Annotated in this window: 18 protein-coding genes; 5 read left to right on the forward strand and 13 right to left on the reverse strand. The window is 30.5% G+C overall.

Going from position 1 to position 18591, the window contains the following annotated elements; genetic code table 11:
* Window positions 1–1160 (reverse strand): PDC sensor domain-containing protein (locus CAMP18498_RS07165; protein ID WP_337198165.1); only part of this gene is annotated, 1160 nt, incomplete at its 3' end.
* A 55-nt stretch (window positions 1161–1215) separates the two neighbouring features.
* Window positions 1216–1671 carry a low molecular weight protein-tyrosine-phosphatase gene (locus CAMP18498_RS07170; RefSeq protein ID WP_337198166.1) on the reverse strand — a complete coding sequence of 152 codons (456 nt, stop codon included), beginning with the start codon at window positions 1669–1671 and terminating at the stop codon, window positions 1216–1218.
* Window positions 1672–1874: 203 nt separating this feature from the next.
* On the opposite strand from CAMP18498_RS07170, the gene thiD reads away from it, so the two are divergent.
* From thiD to CAMP18498_RS07190, 4 genes are read left to right on the forward strand one after another with little or no spacing between them, the layout of a single operon-like run.
* Entirely contained in the window at window positions 1875–2687 is an 813-nt protein-coding gene (gene thiD, locus CAMP18498_RS07175) for a bifunctional hydroxymethylpyrimidine kinase/phosphomethylpyrimidine kinase (protein ID WP_442867731.1), read from the forward strand.
* Between the two features lie 2 nt (window positions 2688–2689).
* The gene (gene thiM, locus CAMP18498_RS07180; RefSeq protein WP_337198167.1) at window positions 2690–3472 is read left to right on the forward strand and encodes a hydroxyethylthiazole kinase; all 783 of its coding nucleotides are present in this window, start codon (window positions 2690–2692) and stop codon (window positions 3470–3472) included.
* Window positions 3459–4085 carry a thiamine phosphate synthase gene (gene thiE / locus CAMP18498_RS07185; protein ID WP_337198168.1) on the forward strand — a complete coding sequence of 209 codons (627 nt, stop codon included), beginning with the start codon at window positions 3459–3461 and terminating at the stop codon, window positions 4083–4085. The genes thiM and thiE overlap by 14 nt, the downstream gene beginning before the upstream one ends.
* A complete protein-coding gene (locus CAMP18498_RS07190; protein WP_337198179.1) occupies window positions 4082–4723 on the forward strand; it encodes a uroporphyrinogen-III synthase in 642 nt (213 codons plus the stop codon). The genes thiE and CAMP18498_RS07190 overlap by 4 nt, the downstream gene beginning before the upstream one ends.
* On the opposite strand, the gene CAMP18498_RS07195 is transcribed toward CAMP18498_RS07190, so the two are convergent.
* Window positions 4704–6032 (reverse strand): MATE family efflux transporter, encoded by a 1329-nt coding sequence (locus CAMP18498_RS07195; RefSeq protein WP_337198180.1) that lies wholly within the window; start codon window positions 6030–6032, stop codon window positions 4704–4706. The two genes, CAMP18498_RS07190 and CAMP18498_RS07195, sit on opposite strands and share 20 nt — an antisense overlap.
* Before the next feature lie 273 nt (window positions 6033–6305).
* Here CAMP18498_RS07195 and CAMP18498_RS07200 point away from each other — a divergent pair, with 273 nt between their 5' ends.
* Complete coding sequence (locus CAMP18498_RS07200; RefSeq protein WP_337198169.1) at window positions 6306–6926, forward strand: hypothetical protein; 621 nt, start codon at window positions 6306–6308, stop codon at window positions 6924–6926.
* Window positions 6927–6958: 32 nt separating this feature from the next.
* On the opposite strand, the gene lepA is transcribed toward CAMP18498_RS07200, so the two are convergent.
* From lepA to CAMP18498_RS07250, 10 genes are read right to left on the reverse strand one after another with little or no spacing between them, the layout of a single operon-like run.
* Window positions 6959–8749 carry a translation elongation factor 4 gene (gene lepA / locus CAMP18498_RS07205; RefSeq protein ID WP_337198170.1) on the reverse strand — a complete coding sequence of 597 codons (1791 nt, stop codon included), beginning with the start codon at window positions 8747–8749 and terminating at the stop codon, window positions 6959–6961.
* 11 nt (window positions 8750–8760) lie between these two features.
* Complete coding sequence (locus CAMP18498_RS07210) at window positions 8761–9186, reverse strand: hypothetical protein (protein ID WP_337198171.1); 426 nt, start codon at window positions 9184–9186, stop codon at window positions 8761–8763.
* An 11-nt stretch (window positions 9187–9197) separates the two neighbouring features.
* Window positions 9198–12428, reverse strand: coding sequence for a c-type cytochrome biogenesis protein CcsB (ccsB, locus tag CAMP18498_RS07215; protein WP_337198172.1), 3231 nt, complete (start codon window positions 12426–12428; stop codon window positions 9198–9200).
* Window positions 12429–12431: 3 nt separating this feature from the next.
* Complete coding sequence (locus CAMP18498_RS07220; protein ID WP_039618807.1) at window positions 12432–13127, reverse strand: high-affinity branched-chain amino acid transporter, ATP-binding protein; 696 nt, start codon at window positions 13125–13127, stop codon at window positions 12432–12434.
* Window positions 13114–13884 (reverse strand): ABC transporter ATP-binding protein, encoded by a 771-nt coding sequence (locus CAMP18498_RS07225; protein WP_337198173.1) that lies wholly within the window; start codon window positions 13882–13884, stop codon window positions 13114–13116. The genes CAMP18498_RS07220 and CAMP18498_RS07225 overlap by 14 nt, the downstream gene beginning before the upstream one ends.
* Window positions 13881–14912 (reverse strand): branched-chain amino acid ABC transporter permease, encoded by a 1032-nt coding sequence (locus CAMP18498_RS07230; protein ID WP_337198174.1) that lies wholly within the window; start codon window positions 14910–14912, stop codon window positions 13881–13883. Before CAMP18498_RS07230 ends, CAMP18498_RS07225 begins: the two co-directional genes overlap by 4 nt.
* A 1-nt stretch (window position 14913) precedes the next feature.
* The gene (locus CAMP18498_RS07235) at window positions 14914–15810 is read right to left on the reverse strand and encodes a branched-chain amino acid ABC transporter permease (protein WP_039628648.1); all 897 of its coding nucleotides are present in this window, start codon (window positions 15808–15810) and stop codon (window positions 14914–14916) included.
* Between the two features lie 20 nt (window positions 15811–15830).
* Window positions 15831–16946 (reverse strand): ABC transporter substrate-binding protein, encoded by a 1116-nt coding sequence (locus tag CAMP18498_RS07240; RefSeq protein WP_337198175.1) that lies wholly within the window; start codon window positions 16944–16946, stop codon window positions 15831–15833.
* Between the two features lie 11 nt (window positions 16947–16957).
* Window positions 16958–18070, reverse strand: a complete 1113-nt coding sequence (locus tag CAMP18498_RS07245; protein WP_337198176.1) for an ABC transporter substrate-binding protein — start codon at window positions 18068–18070, stop codon at window positions 16958–16960.
* Between the two features lie 17 nt (window positions 18071–18087).
* Entirely contained in the window at window positions 18088–18525 is a 438-nt protein-coding gene (locus tag CAMP18498_RS07250) for a c-type cytochrome (RefSeq protein WP_337198177.1), read from the reverse strand.
* Window positions 18526–18591: the final 66 nt, after the last annotated feature.

Genomic DNA, 18591 nt, shown 5'->3' on the forward strand with positions numbered 1-18591 from the left:
ATACTTAATTCATCATTATTTTTTATATCTTTACTTAAGATTGTATCTTTTGTTTCATGGTTAATAAATTTAAAAAAGTATAACAGATTGTTTTGTAAATTGACAATTCTTGTGCTTATATTTTTTCTAATATATGCAAATATTATTAAAGCTATAGCTAAAACTACAAAAATAGATACTATAATTATGGTTGCTATAAGTTTGGTAATTGGTTCTTGTATTGAGTCGATTGGAGCTATAGTAACTATTGACCAATAATCTTGCGAATCATTCCACAGGTTAAAATTGGTAATTGCAGCACGATTGCTTTTACCTGATATAGATGTGTAATCAAATAAAGCATCAGTTTTATTTTTTTGTAGGTCTACTAATAAATTTACGCTAGGATGTGGATTGACTTCGGTAATTTTTTTGCCTATGATGTTTTTATTTTGGTTTGTAGCCACAAAGCCATCTTTTGCAATTAAAAATCTTTGATCGCCTTTAAATACACTTCTTGATGGGTTTGTTAAAAATTCTTGTAAAGAATCTAATCCTGCTAGTACTCCTATAACTCCAATTGTTTTATTATTATGAATAAATGGAATTACCATATTATAAGCTAAAATTTCTTTTCCATTAATAGTAAAATTTTGAGGTCTTCCAACACCTTCTTTTTGTTCATGTAAAGCTATATTCACACTTCTTTGATTTAAAATGTTATCATCTGCTTGTACTATTTCAATTCCACCTTTATTTCTAGCATTTGTATCGTGTAATAAAATTAAAAAACGATTGTTTTTTGTGAATAATTTAGGGTTTTTATGTGTTAGTTTTGATGTATCTGTGAGATGAAAATAAATATAATCCACCCATGGATTAGTATCTAGGATTCCTCCTAATATAGCTTCTATGGTTTTTTCATCGACACTATCTTCTCCTAAAATTATTTCTTTTAAAGTGCTTTCTGCTGCATTTAAGCTTGTGTGAATTCCTTCAGTAGTCCCTTTAACTGCATTAACATATCTATGAGAGCTTGACTGTAGCATCTTATCTGCTTCTGTATTTAAGATGCGAGAAGATTGTAATGCAATAATTGTTGCAAGTAAACATATACCTAAGATTACTACAGTAGTAACAATCCAAACTATCTTAGTTCCTAGTTTTAAATTTTTAAACATTAAAAACTCCTAAAAATCAAAAATCTAAAAAAACTAAGAATAATTTTATCTTAAGTTATTTTAAATAAACTTTAATAAAATTAGAGCACGCTTTTGAAAGTATAGCATAGGTTTCATTAAAATCTCCGCTGTACCAAGGATCAGGAACTTCATCATATCCTAATTCTAAAGCAAAAGAAGTGATTTTGTGAATTTTGTGTTTAAAATTTGGAAAATTTTTAACTACATCATTATAATTAGAATTGTCCATAACAATAATAAGATCATTTTCTTCGCACATTTTTAAGTTTAGTTTTTGACTGCAAAATGGCTTAGCGTTGATATTTTTACTATTTAACATGGCTTTGGTTTTATAATGCATATCCTCTCCATCATGATAACCTGAAGTGCCTGCGCTAGAAACAATAAATTTATCGTTTAAATTTGCTTTTATTAAAAGATCTTTCATAATAAATTCAGCCATGGGAGAACGACAAATATTCCCTAAGCAAACAAAAATAATCTTAGTCATTTTTTCCTCAAAAATTGTGTAGTTTTTTCAAAATTATAGCGGTATTTTAAAATATTTTTTAAGATTAATTAAAACTAAGATATAATTTTTTATTAATGGGGAGCTTTTGCTGAGAGGAAGTTAGACTTCGACCCTTGAGAAGTTTGGTAATGCGAACTTTGAATTCTTGCAAAAACTTTCCTTTTTTGTAAAAAAGGATAAAAATGATACAAGCAAAAACAAAAACTAAAATTCCTATCTTAACTATAGCTGGGAGTGATTGCAGTGGTGGTGCAGGTATACAAGCTGATTTAAAAACTTTTAATGCGCATAATTTATTTGGTATGAGTGTAGTTTTAAGCGTTGTGGCTGAAAATACTGTAAGAGTGATTTCTTGCTTTGATATACCCACTAAGATAATAGACGAGCAAATGTTAGCAGTTTATGAAGACATAGAGCCAGCTGCTGTGAAAATTGGAATGCTGGGTTCAAAAGAAATTATAACTTGTGTAAAAGAAAATTTATTACGCTTTAAAGCCAAAAATGTAGTGATAGATCCTGTGATGTTTGCAAAAAATGGTTATGCTTTAATGCCTTTAGAAAATTGTCAGTTTTTTAAAGATGAAATTTTATCTTTAGCTGATGTACTTACGCCAAATATACCTGAGGCTGAGTTTTTGTGTGATTTTAAAATACTTAATGAAGAGGATATGAAAAAAGCTGCTATAAAGCTTTTTAAAGAAGGTGCAAAAAGTGTTTTGATTAAAGGTGGGCATAGTAAAGATAATACTAATGATGTTTTTTATGATGGAAAGGAATTTAGTATTTTCAAAGCAGAAAAAATTAATACAAAAAACACACATGGCACAGGTTGTACATTAAGTTCAGCTATAGCTAGTAATCTTGCCTTAGGTAAAGAAAAACATGAAGCTATAAAGCTTGCTAAAGATTATGTGTATGGAGCTATTTTAAATTCTTTAGCACTTGGAAAAGGTTGTGGTCCTACTAATCATTTTTTTCAATATGATAAGGAGTAAAAATGATTATCAAAGCAGTAAGAGAAAAAAATCCTTTGATTCATCATATTACTAATTATGTTACAGTTAATGATTGTGCGAATGTAACTATAGCAATGGGTGCAAGCGCTGCTATGGCTGATTTTTATGAAGAACAAGCTGATTTTGCTAAAATAAGCTCGGCTTTAGTGTTAAATACGGGTACGATTAATCAGCTTGTAGCAAATTCTATGCTAAAAGTAACCAAAGAATATGCTTTATTAAATAAACCTATAGTTTTTGACCCTGTTGCTTTGGGTGTGAGTAAGGCAAGAGATGGGATTAATTTTGAATTGCTTAATCTAAAAGGCATTAGTATTGTTAAAGCAAATGCGTCTGAAATGGCTAGTGTTATAGGTTTAGATGGTAAAGCAAGAGGGGTTGATAGTACTTTTGTGATTAATGATGAATTTTTAGAAAAAGCCAAAGAATACTCTTATAAAACTAAGCGTGTTTTAGCTATAACTGGAAAAATTGATTATATTATAAATCAAGAGCATATTGCAAAAGTTTATAACGGCTCTATCATGGCTACTAAAATAACTGGAGCAGGTTGCATGTGTGCTTCTTTGTGTGGAGTTTTTGCAGGGGTGTTAGAAGATAAATTTCAAGCTAGTTTATATGCTTTACTGAGTTTTGGCATAGCTAGCGAAATCGCTCAAGAACTTTCTAGTGGAAGTGGTAGTTTTAGAGTGAATTTAATCGATGTTTTAAGTAATTTAAATGATGAAGAAATTAAAAAAAGAGCTAAATATGAAATCATTTAAAATTTATCTTGTTGCAAGCAAGGGTGAGAAAAGTGAAAGTGGGTTTTTAAATATTTTAGAAGCTTCTTTGAAAGCTAAGATTGATATTTTACAACTTAGAGAAAAAAATCTTAGTACTTTAGAATTTTATAATCTTGCTTTAAAAGTTAAAGCTTTGTGTGAAAAATACAACACACCTTTTGTGATAAATGATAGAATCGATATAGCCATGGCTGTGAATGCAAATGGAGTGCATATAGGACAAAAGGATATGCCTTTAAAAAAAGCAAGGGAACTTTTGGGTGGAGATAAAATCATAGGACTTACGATCAATCATAAAAGCGAGCTTGCTAATACTCAAGGTGCTACTTATCTTGGAGTAGGGGCTGTTTTTGCTACGCCTAGCAAGCAAGATTGTATTGTGCTTGGTATAGATGGATTAAAAGAAATTACTAGCTTGAGTTCTTTACCTATTGTAGCTATAGGTGGGATAGATGAAACTAATTTAAATTTGCTTAAAGATTGCAATATACAAGGTATAGCTGTGGTTAGAGCGATAATGCAAGCAAGTGATCCGTATATGGCAACTTTAAATTTAAGATCAAATTTTGATAAGACTTTTATAGGAAAATAATGATTTATTTTATAGGAGATAAAGAATTTGATGGTGTTAAGACTATAAGATTAAATGAAATTAAATTTCTTGATTTTGAAGTTAATTTAAAGGAATTTGATTGTTTGATCATTAGCTCTAAGAATGCACTAAAAGCATTAATGTCAAGTAAAAGTAAAATTGATTTTGATATTAAACTTTATGCTGTTGGGCAAAAAAGTGCTGATTTTGCAAAAGAACTTGGTTTTGAAAATGTCAAATATCCTAGCAAGGCTTATGGTAAAAATTTGGCTAGTGAGTTTTTATCTGAGTTTAAAAATAAAAAATGTCTTTATTTAAGAGCTAAGAAAATTAGCTCAGGTCTTGATGAGCATTTGTTAAAAGAAAATATCCTTTTAAAGCAATTAATCGTTTATGAAAATATAGCGATAGAGCCTAAAAAAGATGAATTAAAAATACAACATCCTGGTGTTTTTATCTTTAGCGCTCCTTCAAGCATAGAGCAATTTTTGAAGTTTTTTACATTAGAAAAAGAAGATAAGGTTGTAGTTATAGGTCAAAGTACAGCTTTAAAGCTCCATAATTTTAAAAATTTACATATATGTAAAGAGCAAGATCTAAACTCTTGTTTGAAATTAGCTAAGAGTTTAGATTTTTAAAAGTTTTATATAATAAAAATGAAGCAATAAAAATCATACAAATATCGCCCACTAAAGTAGCTAGCCAAACTCCATTTACTCCTAAAAATTGCGTTAGTATAAATAAAGATAAAAATGGAAAAATAAGACTTTGGGTAATAGAAATTCCTAAAGAAAACAAGGGTTTATCAAGTGCTGTGAAAAATGAAGCACAAAGTTTTCCAAACCAAGAAAATAAAAATGAAAAAGAAAAAAATACTAAAGCATTTTGTGCTATATGGATAAAATCTTGATTATTATCTTTATTAAAAATATCTGCTATAAGAGTGTTGAATAAATAAACAAATAAAAATGCCATTGTACTTACACCCCAAGAAGCAAAAAACATTCTTTTAAAAATAGCTTGAATTCTTGCGATATTTTTGTGTCCATAATTATAACTTAATGCAGGTTGCATAGCATCGCACATGGCTAAAACTAGCATAAAAACAAAAGTGCTAAGATATAAAATCACTGAAAATGCTGCAACAGCTGTATTTCCAGAAAGTTCAAGTAAAAAAGCATTAGCTAAGATAGTATAAAAAGAACTAGAAATATTAGAAAAAAATTCAGATGAGCCATTATAGAGTATATTTTTTAGTATTTGTAGTTTAATTATTGGCTTTTTAAATTTTAAAACTAAATCTTTAAAAACAAAAGGTAATATCCCTAAAATGCTTCCTAAAAACATCCCTATACAAGTTGCTAAAGCTGCTGAAAAAAGTCCCCAATCAAAAACCACTATAAAAAGCCAATCAAGAAAAATATTACTCAAAGCAGTAACTACATTAACCATCATACTATAAAAAGTTTTTCCACAGATTCTAAGATAATTATCCATGGCAAAAGCTAGCATAGTAAAGGGAGCAAAAATAGCAAAAATTTGCATATATTCAGTAGATAAGCTTTGAATATTCTCATCAGCCCCCATAAAAGCACTTAATGCTTTTGCTAAGAAAAATCCTAAAATTCCCATTAAACAAGAAATTGCAAAAATAAGAACTATACAAAAAGAAAAAATAGCTCTTGCTTTTTCAATTTTTCCTTTACCTAGATTAATTGCTATTTGTACCGATGAACCTATGGCTATCATATCAGCTAGAGCAAAGCTTATCATGATAAAAGGCATCATTAAATTCATAGCAGCAAGCGCATCTGAACCCAAATATCTTCCAACAAAAATTCCATCAATAATCACATAAAGATAAATAAAAGCCATACTCGCCATATTTGGCAAAGCGCATTTTATAAAAAGTGTAGTAGGATTTAATGTAGTGTAAAAATTATATATTGGCATAGCTTTTCCTTATTAAAAATTATTTTACTAATTATGGTTATATAGATAAAATAAATTTAATAAAGAGATTCTATACCTTCTATAATATCTTTAAAATACGGATCAATAATGGTTATGAAAAAATCTTTAAAAAACATTTATATCACCTAAATTTTAAAAATATAGTAAATGTTTGTTATTATATTCTAAGTGTAATTATAAATTTCTTAATGTAAATTTTAATTTTTTTTAGACGATTTTTATAAACCCACAAAAAAAGGAGCAAGGATGCAAATAAATTCGTATTCACGTGTGGCAGTAGAGTCGCAAGTTAGCAATAGGAAGGCTAATTTGAATACAAAACTTGAAGATGCCAATACTAAAAGTGCTAATAGCACAAAAGATATTGATGAGGATAAGCTTAGTAAGCTTGCTAGTATAGGCGGAAAAGGTATAACCGAGCTTTATGCTATGAGCTTTATGCAACAAGCATTTAGCTTGAGTTCCTCTAATGGTTTAACTCAAGCTAGGATTTTTCAAGGAGCTCAGTCTAAGGATTCTTTAACGGCTATTTTATCAAATGTAGATTTTAAAGCTATAGGATATGAAGGTAAAGATATACTTAGTTTAAATGCTGATGAGGCAAAAGAGCTTATTGGAGAAGATGGGTATTTTGGTGTAGCAAAAACATCTCAAAGATTGGCTGATTTTGTTATTAATGGAGCTGGTGATGATATGGAAAAACTCCAAAAAGGTTTAGAAGGTCTAAAAGCAGGATTTGCGCAAGCGGAAAAAATGTGGGGTGGCAAACTTCCTGATATCAGCTATGAAACAATTGATAAAGCTATTGAAAAAGTAACTCAAAAAATCAATGAAATGGGTGGAAATTCTTTAGATATCAATGCATAAATTTATACCTCTAGTTGTATAAACTAGAGGTATTAGTCTATTTTTAAAACACTTAAAAATGCTTCTTGAGGTAAATGTACTTTACCGATAGCTTTCATTCTTTTTTTACCTTCTTTTTGTTTTTCAAGAAGTTTCCTTTTTCTAGTAATATCCCCGCCATAGCATTTTGCGGTTACATTTTTACCCATAGATTTTACATTTTCTCTTGCGATGATTTTATTTCCTATGCTTGCTTGGATGGCAACTTCAAAAAGCTGTCTTGGGACAATTTCTTTCATCGCTTTTACTAATTCTCTACCTTTACTTAGTGCTTTTTCATTTGGCACTATAATACTTAGCGCATCGACATTTTCACCAGCTACTTTGATATCAAGTTTTACAAGATCACCAATTCTAAATTCAATAGGTTCATAATCAAAACTAGCATAGCCTTTAGTGAGTGATTTGAGTTTATCATAAAAGTCCATAACGATTTCATTTAAAGGTATATCATACTCAAGTAAAACACGCTCAGGGGTGATATAGTCCATCTTAACTTGCATACCACGTTTGCGATTTAAAAGAGTGATTAAATTTCCTAGATATTCACTTGGAGTTATGATGGTTGCTTTTACATAAGGTTCTTTTATGTGATCAATTTTATTTACCGGAGGTAATTCGCTTGGATTTTGAATTTTTAAAACTTCTCCATCAGTTTGATAAATTTCATAAGTAACAGTTGGAGCAGTAGCAATCAAATCAAGGTTAAACTCACGCTCAAGTCTTTCTTTAATAACCTCCATGTGTAAAAGACCTAAAAAACCAACTCTAAAACCAAACCCTAAAGCTAGAGATGTCTCAGGTTCATAGGTAATAGAACTATCATTGAGTTTTAATTTATCTAAAGCATCTCTTAAATCTTCAAATTTATCTGTTTCTATAGGGTATAATCCTGCAAAAACAAAAGCTTTAGCTTTTTCAAAACCACCAATGGCTTCTTTTGCTTTGTTTTTAGTTAGTGTTATGGTATCACCTACTTGAACATCGGCAACATTTTTAAGTCCAAGCACGATAACACCTACTTCACCTGATTCTAATTTTTTGGTTTTTATAGGACTTAATGGATGAGGGTAAAAAAGATCTTGCACAAGATGTTTTTTATCTGTATTCATAACTAAAACTTCATCATTTTTAGCTATATTTCCTTCATAAATTCTAACCAAAGCCAAAGCTCCAAGATAATTATCAAACCAAGAATCATAGATTAAAGCTTTAGTGGGTGCTTCATCATCGGTTTTTGGTGCAGGAATTTTTGTGATGATGGTTTCTATGAGTTCTTTTATGCCTATTCCTGTTTTTGCACTAACACAAATTGCATTTGAGCAATCAATACCTATAATATGTTCTATTTCGTGCTTAACTTTTTCTATATCAGCTGAAGGAAGATCTATTTTATTAATCACTGGTATAATTTCAAGATCGTTTTCTAAGGCTATATAAACATTAGCTATAGTTTGAGCTTCTACTCCTTGTGAAGCATCAACAACAAGCAAAGCTCCTTCACAACTTGCCAAAGAACGACTTACTTCATAGGAAAAATCAACATGACCTGGAGTGTCTATCAAATTTAATACATATTCTTCATTATTAAATTTATAATTTAAACGCACAGATTGAGCTTTTATAGTTATACCGCGTTCTTTTTCTATATCCATAGTATCCATTACTTGGGCACTCATTTGTCTGTCACTAATTGCACCACATTCGCTGATAATTCTATCGGCTAATGTGCTTTTTCCATGATCAATATGAGCTATAATAGAGAAATTTCTAATATTTTTCATTCAAAAAACCCTTAAGATTGTCTCATTTTTCTTTTTGCTAGGCCTATTTGCTCATAAGCATCTATTTCTTTTTTTAAGGCTTTATAACGCTTTTTTAGTTCATTATTTAAAAATGAAATATTTTTAGGAGTAGCATTAGCATTAGCTGAAATAGCACTAACGAAATCAAGTTTTCTTTTAGTGGCACTATCTTTTGGATTAGAGCCAAATTTTTGTGAATTTAAAAATTGCAAGATTAAAGCTTGAATTTCTTGAGAATTTTTTGCCCCATTAGCCTTAGATATGAAATCTTCTATATTGCTTATTTTTGGAGCTTTGGTTGCATTAGATTTATTGGGTTGTTTATCTTTATGGGTAAAAAATAATACCAAAAGAACACCAAGTATGATAACAATAACTAAAGCTACAATTAAAAATATAAAAAGAGAATTATTCATTTAAAGCTTTTCTATAATTTTTTTGCATAAGATTTTTTGAAATAACTTGCTATGCTTAATGCCACCATAAATAAAAAGCCCCAATACACATAATCAGGAATTTTTACTGAATCTCCTGCTGCGTAAGAGTGCATACCAGTTAAAAAGTAATTTACTCCAAAATAGGTCATAATAATCACCCAGTATGCAAACATAGAACAAACCGCAAAAGTGTATTGATTTGCCCATTTTGGCACCATTCTAATGTGTAAAATAGCCGCATAAACTAAAATACTAATTAAAGCCCAAGTTTCCTTAGAATCCCAACTCCAATATCTTCCCCAGCTTTCATTTGCCCATATAGCACCTAAGAAATTTCCAACTGTAAGCAAGCAAAGTCCTAAGATCATAGCCATTTCATTAATTCTTGTTGCTTCTGTAATATTTCTTAAAATATTTTCATTATGTTTACCATTGATTTTTAGCATACATAATAAAACAAGTACAAATATACCTAATAATGCACATAATCCTAAAAATCCATAGCTAGCAGTAATAACTGAAACATGTATAGTGAGCCAGTATGATTGTAACACAGGAACTAAGTTGGTAATTTGTGGATCCATTTGGCTAAGATGAGCTACACCTAAAGTAACCCCTGCTAAAATAGAAGTTAAAGAAAGTGCAATAGGGCTTTTTCTGGAAAAGAAAATTCCAGATAATGATAAAGCCCAGGCTATATAAACCATACTCTCATAAGCATTGCTCCATGGTGCGCGACCTGCTATATACCAACGCAAAGCTAAACCTAAAGTATGGATGAAAAATGCCACGATATTAAATACATAAACACATTTAAAAATAAAATCAATGCGTATTTTTGGCAGTAGCATCTTAACAAAAACTATAATTAAAAGCAAAAATCCAGCACAAAGATAAAGAGGGGTAAGATTTACAAAAATTTGACTTTTATTGAAAAAGATTTCTGTGCTAATTTTTTTAGCACTAGGCATAACTTCATGGCCGTATTTTTCTTGGTAATTTTTGATAGCATTTAAGTTTTTAGTTGCTTCATCCCAGTTATTATGTACAATGGAATTACTAACTGCATTAAAATAGTTTTCTAAAATACTTTTAACTTCTGCACCTTCTTCACCTTTTAATCCTATATAAGCTTCACGTGGTGCTACCCATTGATTATTTGTGCTATTTTGTAAAGGAATAAATCTAAAAATATCACCTGAGAAAATTAAATTTACAATATTAACCCTTTCATCAAGCTTGATGATTTCTTTATCAAAAACACTTCTGCGGTTTGGATTTTTTCTATTAGCATTTTCTACATATTTTTGTAGTTTATATGAATCTGTAGTGAAAAAATCTTTAAAACTAGTATAGGCTTTAGGCTCAATTTCTAAAATTTTAGAAATTTCTTCATTAACCAAACGGCTGCTTGGCATAAAAATAATATCTTTATCATACCATGCACTACCATCAAAAATCATTGATATGATTGTTGCTTCAGCGCTTTGCCCTTGGAAGGTCGTTGTTTTATGTATTTTTTCTAAAACTTCCATGGCTAAAGTATTAAAAGGCACCATTCTACCATCAGGTTTTTGCACTATCAAAGAAGCAAGTTCTTTTGCATGTGCTTCATCTACCTTGATAGGCTCATTTGCGTAAGTATTTTGGCCTGCAAATAAAACTAATATAAAGGCCAAAATAGCACTTGTTTTTTTTAGGGTGTCTTGGTTGATTAATTTAGCTAAGGTTCTAAATCTTGAATGAGGATTTAAAATATTTAAAAACATTCCTAGTGTAAGTAAAAAATATCCTATGTATGTAGGAATTTTACCTGGATCTTTATTGACTGAAAGTATGGTGCCAAGCTCATCTTGATCGTATGAGCTTTGATAAAATCTATAACCTTGATAATCTAAAACATTATTCATGAAAATTTTATATTCTAGTTTCTTATTAGCATTGTCAATTTCTACATAACTTGCATAAGACATAGGCGACATCGAGCCAGGATAGCGTTCTAATTTAAAGTCTTTTAGGTACATTTCAAATGGCATTTCTATTCCTTTAGGACCCCATCTTAAAAAAAAAGGTTGGTCTGCTACATCAATGCGAATAGGTGAGTTGTATTCTACTAGGAAAACTTCTTTGGATTCTCCTTTGTAACTTAGTTTTAATTTTAAAGCATTAATAGCATTATCTGAAAGTTGAGTTGGCATATATTTAGTGCTTTGTGCAAAGTCTTTGAAATTATTTAATAAAGAATTATTCCAGTATTTTGCCTCACCAAATAAAGAAATCAAAGCATTGCGTCCTAGCTCTATCCAACTATTTTTAAACCAAGTAAAAAAGCTTTCATCTTGAGCTTGATTGATACCTTTTAAAGTTTTTTTACCATGTAAGGAAGCAAATTTAACCACTAAATTAATATCATTAAAAGAATATAATCTTAAATCTTTAGCTTGTGCTTTTTGATTTGCTTTTAAAATATTTTCTTTGCCATCACTCATTGACATGTATTTTAAATCAAAATCAGCACTAAGTTTTAAGTCTTTATCGATTTTTATATAAGGACTTGGAACAGAGTCATTTAAAAATGCTATATTAATACCGTTAATATTTTCAATATCTCCTGCTTGAAAAAGCAATTCTTTAGACTCGTTATTTTGTGAAAGCATTAAAGATAAAAGTGGGGCAGAATTGTTATCATCAATATAAATTTCTTTTGCATCTAAGATTAAATTTTCATATGTAATTTGGGCTTTTTCATCAGGCAAGATTAAATCAAATGAAAAATCATTTACAAAAGGTAGGGTTGCAATATATTCAGATTTTGAAGCACTATATACTTTATCATCTTTTAAGGTTGCTATGTAAATATAACTTTTTGAAGTTTCAATGATGTTGTTTTTTTCATTTTCTCTAATGTGTAAATTTCCCTCAAATCCCATATATCTAGTCATAGCTGAGCCTAGTAATATAAATAAAAATGAGATATGAAAGATTAAAAGTGGTATTTTTTTCTTATTAAACATTTTGTATTTAAAAAGAGCTGCTAAAAGATTAATCCCTAGTATGAGTTGTATAAAGCCAAACCAAGAAGAACCATAGATCATCGCCCAAGCTGTTGGTGTATTATAAGCGCTTTCTATGAAAGTAGCTAGGGCGCAAAATAGGGCAAAAATTAAAAATAAAAAAATAGAAATTTTTATATCCCCAAAAGCTAAAAGTTGTTTTTTCATGAATTAAGCTCCAAGGTATTTTTTTCTAATCTCATCATTACCGATAAGATCTTTTGCGGGTGCATGCATAGCAATTTTGCCATTTTCCAAAACATAAGCATAGTCACTAATTTTTAAAGCTGAAAATGCATTTTGTTCTACTAATAAAATGGTAATTCCTTCTTCTTTTAATTTGACTATAATATCAAAAACCTCTCCAACTATTTTTGGAGCAAGACCTAATGAAGGCTCATCAAGCATTAAAAGTTTTGGCTCACTCATAAGCGCTCTTGAGATAGCTAGCATTTGGGCTTCTCCACCACTTAGAGTTCCTGCAAGGGCATTTTTTTTATCTTTTAATCTTGGGAAAAGTCTATACATTTGATTTTTTAAATGCTCGTAATTTTCTGCATTATTAAAAGCACCAATTTTTAAATTTTCTTCTATGGTAAGATTTATAAAAACCCTTCTTCCTTCAGGTACTAAGGCGATACCTTTTTGAACTAGAGTGTGCGGTAAGTGTCTTTGAGTATCATAGCCTAAAAATGTTACTTCGCCAGTTTTTTTAACACAATTTAGCATAGCATTAAGTGTTGAGGTTTTTCCTGCGCCATTTGAGCCTATTAAGCTAACTATACTTCCTGTTTTTATAGTAAAATCAATACCTTTAACAGCCTCTATTAAACCATAATAAACATGTAAATCTTTAACTACTAGCATTAAAATCTCCCAAATACGCACTAATTACTTCAGGGTTTTGTACCGCATCGTTTGGTTTTCCCTCAAAAATAGTTCTACCATAATCAAGCACCATAACCCTATCGCAAAGTTTGTTTACAAATTTCATATCATGCTCTATAAGCAAAACACTAATTTTTTTGTTATCTCTTATGTTAAAAATTAACTCAGCTAAATCATCGCTTTCTGTAGAATTCATCCCTGCTGCGGGTTCATCTAGTAATAAAAGCTTAGGATTCGTTGCTAAAGCTCTTGCTATTTCAACTTTTCTTTGCTGACCATAGCTTAAACTAGTAGCTTTTTCATCAGCCAAATGAGCAATATTGAGTTGTTCTAAAATTTCATAAGCTGCTTTTTTTGCACTTTTTTCTGCTTTGGAAAATCTTCCAAGGTGCAAAAAAGCTTCAAAAATATTATATTTAATACTCTTATCAAAGCCAATCAATACATTTTCTAAAACACTCATGCTTGAAAAAAGTCTAATGTTTTGAAAAGTTCTTGCTATACCTAGATGAACTATTTTGTGTGGTTTTAAATGATCAATTTTTTTTTCTAGAAAAAAGACTTCCCCGCTACTTGGCTTATAATTTCCTGTAATAATATTAAATAGCGTGGTTTTTCCTGCGCCATTTGGGCCTATAAGTCCAAAAATTTCACTTTCTTTAATAACAAAAGAAGTATTTGCTATAGCGCTAACTCCACCAAAATTTTTATGAATTTCTTTAAGTTCTAAAATCATTTCTTCTTCCTTTTAGAAAACTTAAATAAAATATCTGTTAGTTCTTTATCGCCCATTATTCCTCTTCTTGCAAAAAGCATTACTAAAATTAATATAACAGAAAATACAACCATTCTAAGACCAGGCATAGCAGGAGTTTCATAGCCAAAAATATTCATACTTTCATCTAAAAATCTTAAATACTCACTTCCACCTATTACCAAAATAGCTCCGATAATAGCACCAGTAGTTGAACCCAAACCACCTAAAACAATGATGATTAAAAGTTGGAAGGTAAATAAAAAGTCAAATTGCTCAGGTGAAACTGAAGCTAGCGCACAAGCTAGCAAGCCTCCACCGACACCTTCTAAAAACGCTGAAGTGTTAAAGGCTAGGGTTTTGATATTAAAGGTGTTTATACCCATTGCTAATGCTGCATCTTCATCATCTCTTACAGCTTTCATGGCTCTACCAAATTTTGAACTAACAATGTTTAAGATGATAACAACTGAAAATATAGCAATCCCACCACTCCAGTATAAAGTAGTGTGTTTAGGAATGTCGTTTAAACCTAAAGAGCCATTTGTAACAGAAGCAAAGTTAATCGCTATAAGTTTAATAATGATACCAAAACCTAGTGTTACAATAGCTAAATAATCCCCTCTAACTCTAAATACTGCAAAAGCCAAAACTAAAGATAAAAGCATAGCGCAAAGTCCAGCAGCAAGTAAAGCTACAATAAAACTTGGCGAATGAATCATCAAAATAAAGCTACTTGGATCTTCTAAAGAAAACTGGTCGATTTTGCTTTCACTTGTAAGCAATACTAAAGCCGCAACATAAGCTCCTATAGCTACAAAGCCATTTGGTTCTAGTGAAAATTGTCCTGTAACCCCGTTGATAAGATTATAGCTTACTGCTAAGATAACAAAAATAGCAATATTGCTTAAAATTCCTATTTTATAATCATTGAAAAAATAAGGAGATATAAAAAGAAAAGCAAGTGCTATGATAAAAAAACTTAAATGTGTAATTTTTCTTGCAACCATCTTAAAACCTACTTTTTTCAAAATTTATGCCCAAAATTCCGGTTGGTTTAAAAAGCAAAATCAATACTAAAAAGATAAACGCAAAAGCATCTTTAAAACCAGAGAGATCAGGGAAAATAGCAACTACAACAACTTCTGTAAATCCTATAATCAAACCACCTAATACCGCTCCAGCAACCGAACCAATACCACCTAAAACAGCAGCGCCAAATGCCTTAAGTCCTATAAGAGTTCCCATGCTAGGTTCAACAGAAGGATAACTAACAGCCCAGAAAATACCACCAATAGCGGCTAAAGCTGAGCCTAGTGCAAATACAATAGCGATAATACGATTTGCATCAATTCCCATTAAATTTACAGTATGAATATCAAAAGCTAAAGCTCTAATAGCAATGCCATATTTGCTTTTATAAAGTATGAATAAAACCACTAATAGTATAAAAAATGTCAAAATAGGCACTAAAATACTATTAATGCTAATGCTGATATTATTAAAATTAATCACTGTTTCAAGATAACTTGGCACAGGAAAATATTTTGGTGTTGAGCCAAATAAGACATTAAATACATTTTGTATTAAAAAGCTTATGCCTATAGCTGTAATAAGTAAAGAAATTCTAGGTGCTTTTCTTAAAGGTTTATATGCCACTCTATCAATAGCTATACCTAAAGCTGCTGCAAATAACATAGCCAAAGAAAGAGCTCCTAAAAAAGGCACATTCATACTTGTGACACAAAATAAAGCTGAGTATGCACCTACCATCATGATATCGCCATGTGCAAAATTAATCAATCTTAAAACACCATAGACCATTGTATAGCCTATAGCAATAAGTGCATACATGCTACCTAAGCTAAAACCATTTATAATTTGCTGTAAAATTAAAGAACTATCCATTGAACCTCTTAAAATTTTATTTACGGAAGAATCGTATCTTTATAAATTTGTTTTTGATTTTCTATTGATTTTATAACAATTGAACGCGTAGCATTGCCTGTTTTATCAATGCTAATCACCCCGCTAACACCTTCAAATTTTGAAGTAGCGTGGATATTGTTGTTGATGCATTCGCTGTTAAAATCATTAACACATTTTTGCATAGCTTCAAAAATCACAAAATATGCATCTGCACCCATAGCTGTGAAATTTGGAACCTCTTTGCTTTGTTTTTCTTTTTCATAAGCTAATATGAAGTCTTTTGAAAGTTGTGTTGGTGGGTTGTTGTAATCAAAGCTATCAGTAAATAAATATCCTTCTGCAGCATCTTGAGCTAAATTAATAAAGGTTTCATCAGCAACTCCATCTGCTGAACCCATAGGGATATTTATACCCATTGCCTTTGCTTGACGTGCAAATAAAGAAGCTTCGGTATAATATACTGGAAGATAAATAAAATCAGGTTTTAAATTTTTAATTTGTGAAAGAATAGCTTTAAAGTCTTTATCGCCTGCTGTGATTCTAAATTTATCTAAAATTTTTCCACCTTGCTTGCTAAATTCTTTTTCAAAGGCTCTAGTTAAACCCAAAGAATAATCCGCGCTTTGATCGCTAATTATCACAGCTTTGGTATAATTTAGCTTATTTTTTACATAATTAGCTAAAGATGAACCTTGGAAACTATCCATAAAACAAACTCTGCTAGCGTATAATTTTTTATTTAAAATTTTATCAGCAGTAGCTGCAGGGGCAACCACTGGGATCTTTTTTTCCTCGCCAATTCTTATCACTTGCAAAGTATTAGCTGTTAGCATTTCTCCAATTAGCGCATAAGCTTTATTTTGTGAAACTAATCTTGTACTAGCATTTGCGCTCTCTATTTTATCGCCTTTTGTATCAACTACTACTAAATTTACTTTATCTCCATTGCTTAAAGTGTTTTTCATAGAATTTGCAATTTTAACTCCATCTAAAGCGCTTTGTCCATAAGCTGCAGTAGAGCCTGTTAGAGGTAAAACTACGCCAATGTTAATTTCTTTTGCTTGTATGATATTACTAGCTATGATAGACAATATAGCTATGCTAATTTTTTTCATAGTTTAACCTTTCAAGGATTGATAATAGTTTTATAAACTTGTTTTTGTTCTTGTATTTCTTTTATAACTACAGAACGACTTGCATTGCCACTAGCGTCTATGCTTATAACGCCACCCACGCCTTCAAAATTATTTGTTGAATGAATTTTTTCATTAATGCATTGTGCGTTAAGATTATTCGCACATTCATTCATGGCATTTACCATTACATAATACGCATCAGCTCCCATAGCAGAAAATGCTGGAAGTTCTTTTGTGCCATGATCTTTTTCATAGGCTTCAATAAATTTTTTAGAAAGGGTTGTTGGGGGATTATTATAATCAAAACTATCGGTAAAGATTACTCCATTTACAGCATCACCACCAAGTTCGATAAAGGTTTTATTATTTACCCCATCGCCTGCACTTAAAAGCTTGTTAAAACCAACAGCTTTTGCTTGTCTTGCTATTAAAGCAGCTTCTGGGTGGTAAATTGGCATATAAACAAAATCAGGATTGATGCTTTTAAGTTGAGAAACAATAGCTTTAAAGTCCTTATCGCCAGAAGAAATGGTTAATTTTTTAAGTACTTTTCCGCCATTTTGCTTAAATTCTTTTTCAAAAGCTCTTGCTAAACCTAATGAATATACATTGCTTTGATCAACTATCACAACCACGCTTTTTAAATTTAAATCTTTATAGGCATAGTTAGCAAATTTATCTCCTTGAAAACTATCCATAAAACAAACTCTACTAGCATAGCTTTTTTTATCTAAAAGTTTATCACCTGAGGCAACTGGAGCTATAGCGGGAACTTTTCTTTCTTCGGCTATGGATAAAACTTGCATAGTATTTGGTGTAACAGCTTCACCTATAAGACCTAAAACTTTATCTTGGGAGATAAGTCTAGTAGTAGCATTTGCTGCTTCTATTTTATCGCCTTTTGTGTCAATAGCTATAATTTTAATACTATCTCCATTTTTTAAATTTGGGTTTAAAGTATTAGCTAGTTTAATGCCCTCATATACATCATTGCCATAAGCTGCTAAAGTACCAGTAAGTGGTAAAACAATGCCTATTTTTACTTCTGCGGCATAAATTGAACTAGCACAAAGTAAGCTAGCTAGCAGTAGATTTTTTTTCATGAAAACTCCTTTTTCTGTTATTTTAAAAATGTATTGTGCTTGGTTTTTGGTGCAGGCTCTTCTTCTAAAAGATCTTTTTGATTAAGCTCTATAGAAAAATTTTGTCCTTTCAAATAAGCAATAATGTGATCCATATCACTCCCGCTTAATTTTTTAGCGTATAAACTCATTTGAATGTTATCGCTTGATTGATTTTTGAAATATCCATTAGCATAGTCTGTTAAGGCACCTTTGATTTCTTCTGGGCTTAAGTCTTTAATAGCTCTTTTACTATAAGAATTTTTTTCTCCATTTTCTCCATGGCAAGTATTGCATTTGTTTTTAAAATAAATTTCTTTAGCTTTTTCTAAGTCATAGCTAATATTATCATTAAAAGTATAAGTAAATAAAGACTTTACATTAAAAGCTAATAGTAAATTGACAAATAAAATACTTACAATAAACAAGCGTAACATAAATATGCCTTTTTTAAATATAAATAAAGCTCGATTATATCTAAAAAAAATAAACAATTTTACTCC

Source organism: Campylobacter sp. W0066.2 (assembly GCF_024723515.1).
Taxonomy (GTDB): Bacteria; Campylobacterota; Campylobacteria; order Campylobacterales; family Campylobacteraceae; genus Campylobacter_D.

Coding starts and splice junctions, on each gene's coding strand:
- lepA (WP_337198170.1), bottom strand. CDS start 8,749: ATGAAAAATATTAGAAATTTCTCTATTATAGCTCATATTGATCATGGA.
- CAMP18498_RS07200 (WP_337198169.1), top strand. CDS start 6,306: ATGCAAATAAATTCGTATTCACGTGTGGCAGTAGAGTCGCAAGTTAGC.
- CAMP18498_RS07235 (WP_039628648.1), bottom strand. CDS start 15,810: ATGGATAGTTCTTTAATTTTACAGCAAATTATAAATGGTTTTAGCTTA.
- ccsB (WP_337198172.1), bottom strand. CDS start 12,428: ATGAAAAAACAACTTTTAGCTTTTGGGGATATAAAAATTTCTATTTTT.
- CAMP18498_RS07230 (WP_337198174.1), bottom strand. CDS start 14,912: ATGGTTGCAAGAAAAATTACACATTTAAGTTTTTTTATCATAGCACTT.
- CAMP18498_RS07245 (WP_337198176.1), bottom strand. CDS start 18,070: ATGAAAAAAAATCTACTGCTAGCTAGCTTACTTTGTGCTAGTTCAATT.
- thiM (WP_337198167.1), top strand. CDS start 2,690: ATGATTATCAAAGCAGTAAGAGAAAAAAATCCTTTGATTCATCATATT.
- thiE (WP_337198168.1), top strand. CDS start 3,459: ATGAAATCATTTAAAATTTATCTTGTTGCAAGCAAGGGTGAGAAAAGT.
- thiD (WP_442867731.1), top strand. CDS start 1,875: ATGATACAAGCAAAAACAAAAACTAAAATTCCTATCTTAACTATAGCT.
- CAMP18498_RS07210 (WP_337198171.1), bottom strand. CDS start 9,186: ATGAATAATTCTCTTTTTATATTTTTAATTGTAGCTTTAGTTATTGTT.
- CAMP18498_RS07225 (WP_337198173.1), bottom strand. CDS start 13,884: ATGATTTTAGAACTTAAAGAAATTCATAAAAATTTTGGTGGAGTTAGC.
- CAMP18498_RS07250 (WP_337198177.1), bottom strand. CDS start 18,525: ATGTTACGCTTGTTTATTGTAAGTATTTTATTTGTCAATTTACTATTA.
- CAMP18498_RS07240 (WP_337198175.1), bottom strand. CDS start 16,946: ATGAAAAAAATTAGCATAGCTATATTGTCTATCATAGCTAGTAATATC.
- CAMP18498_RS07170 (WP_337198166.1), bottom strand. CDS start 1,671: ATGACTAAGATTATTTTTGTTTGCTTAGGGAATATTTGTCGTTCTCCC.
- CAMP18498_RS07220 (WP_039618807.1), bottom strand. CDS start 13,127: ATGCTAGTAGTTAAAGATTTACATGTTTATTATGGTTTAATAGAGGCT.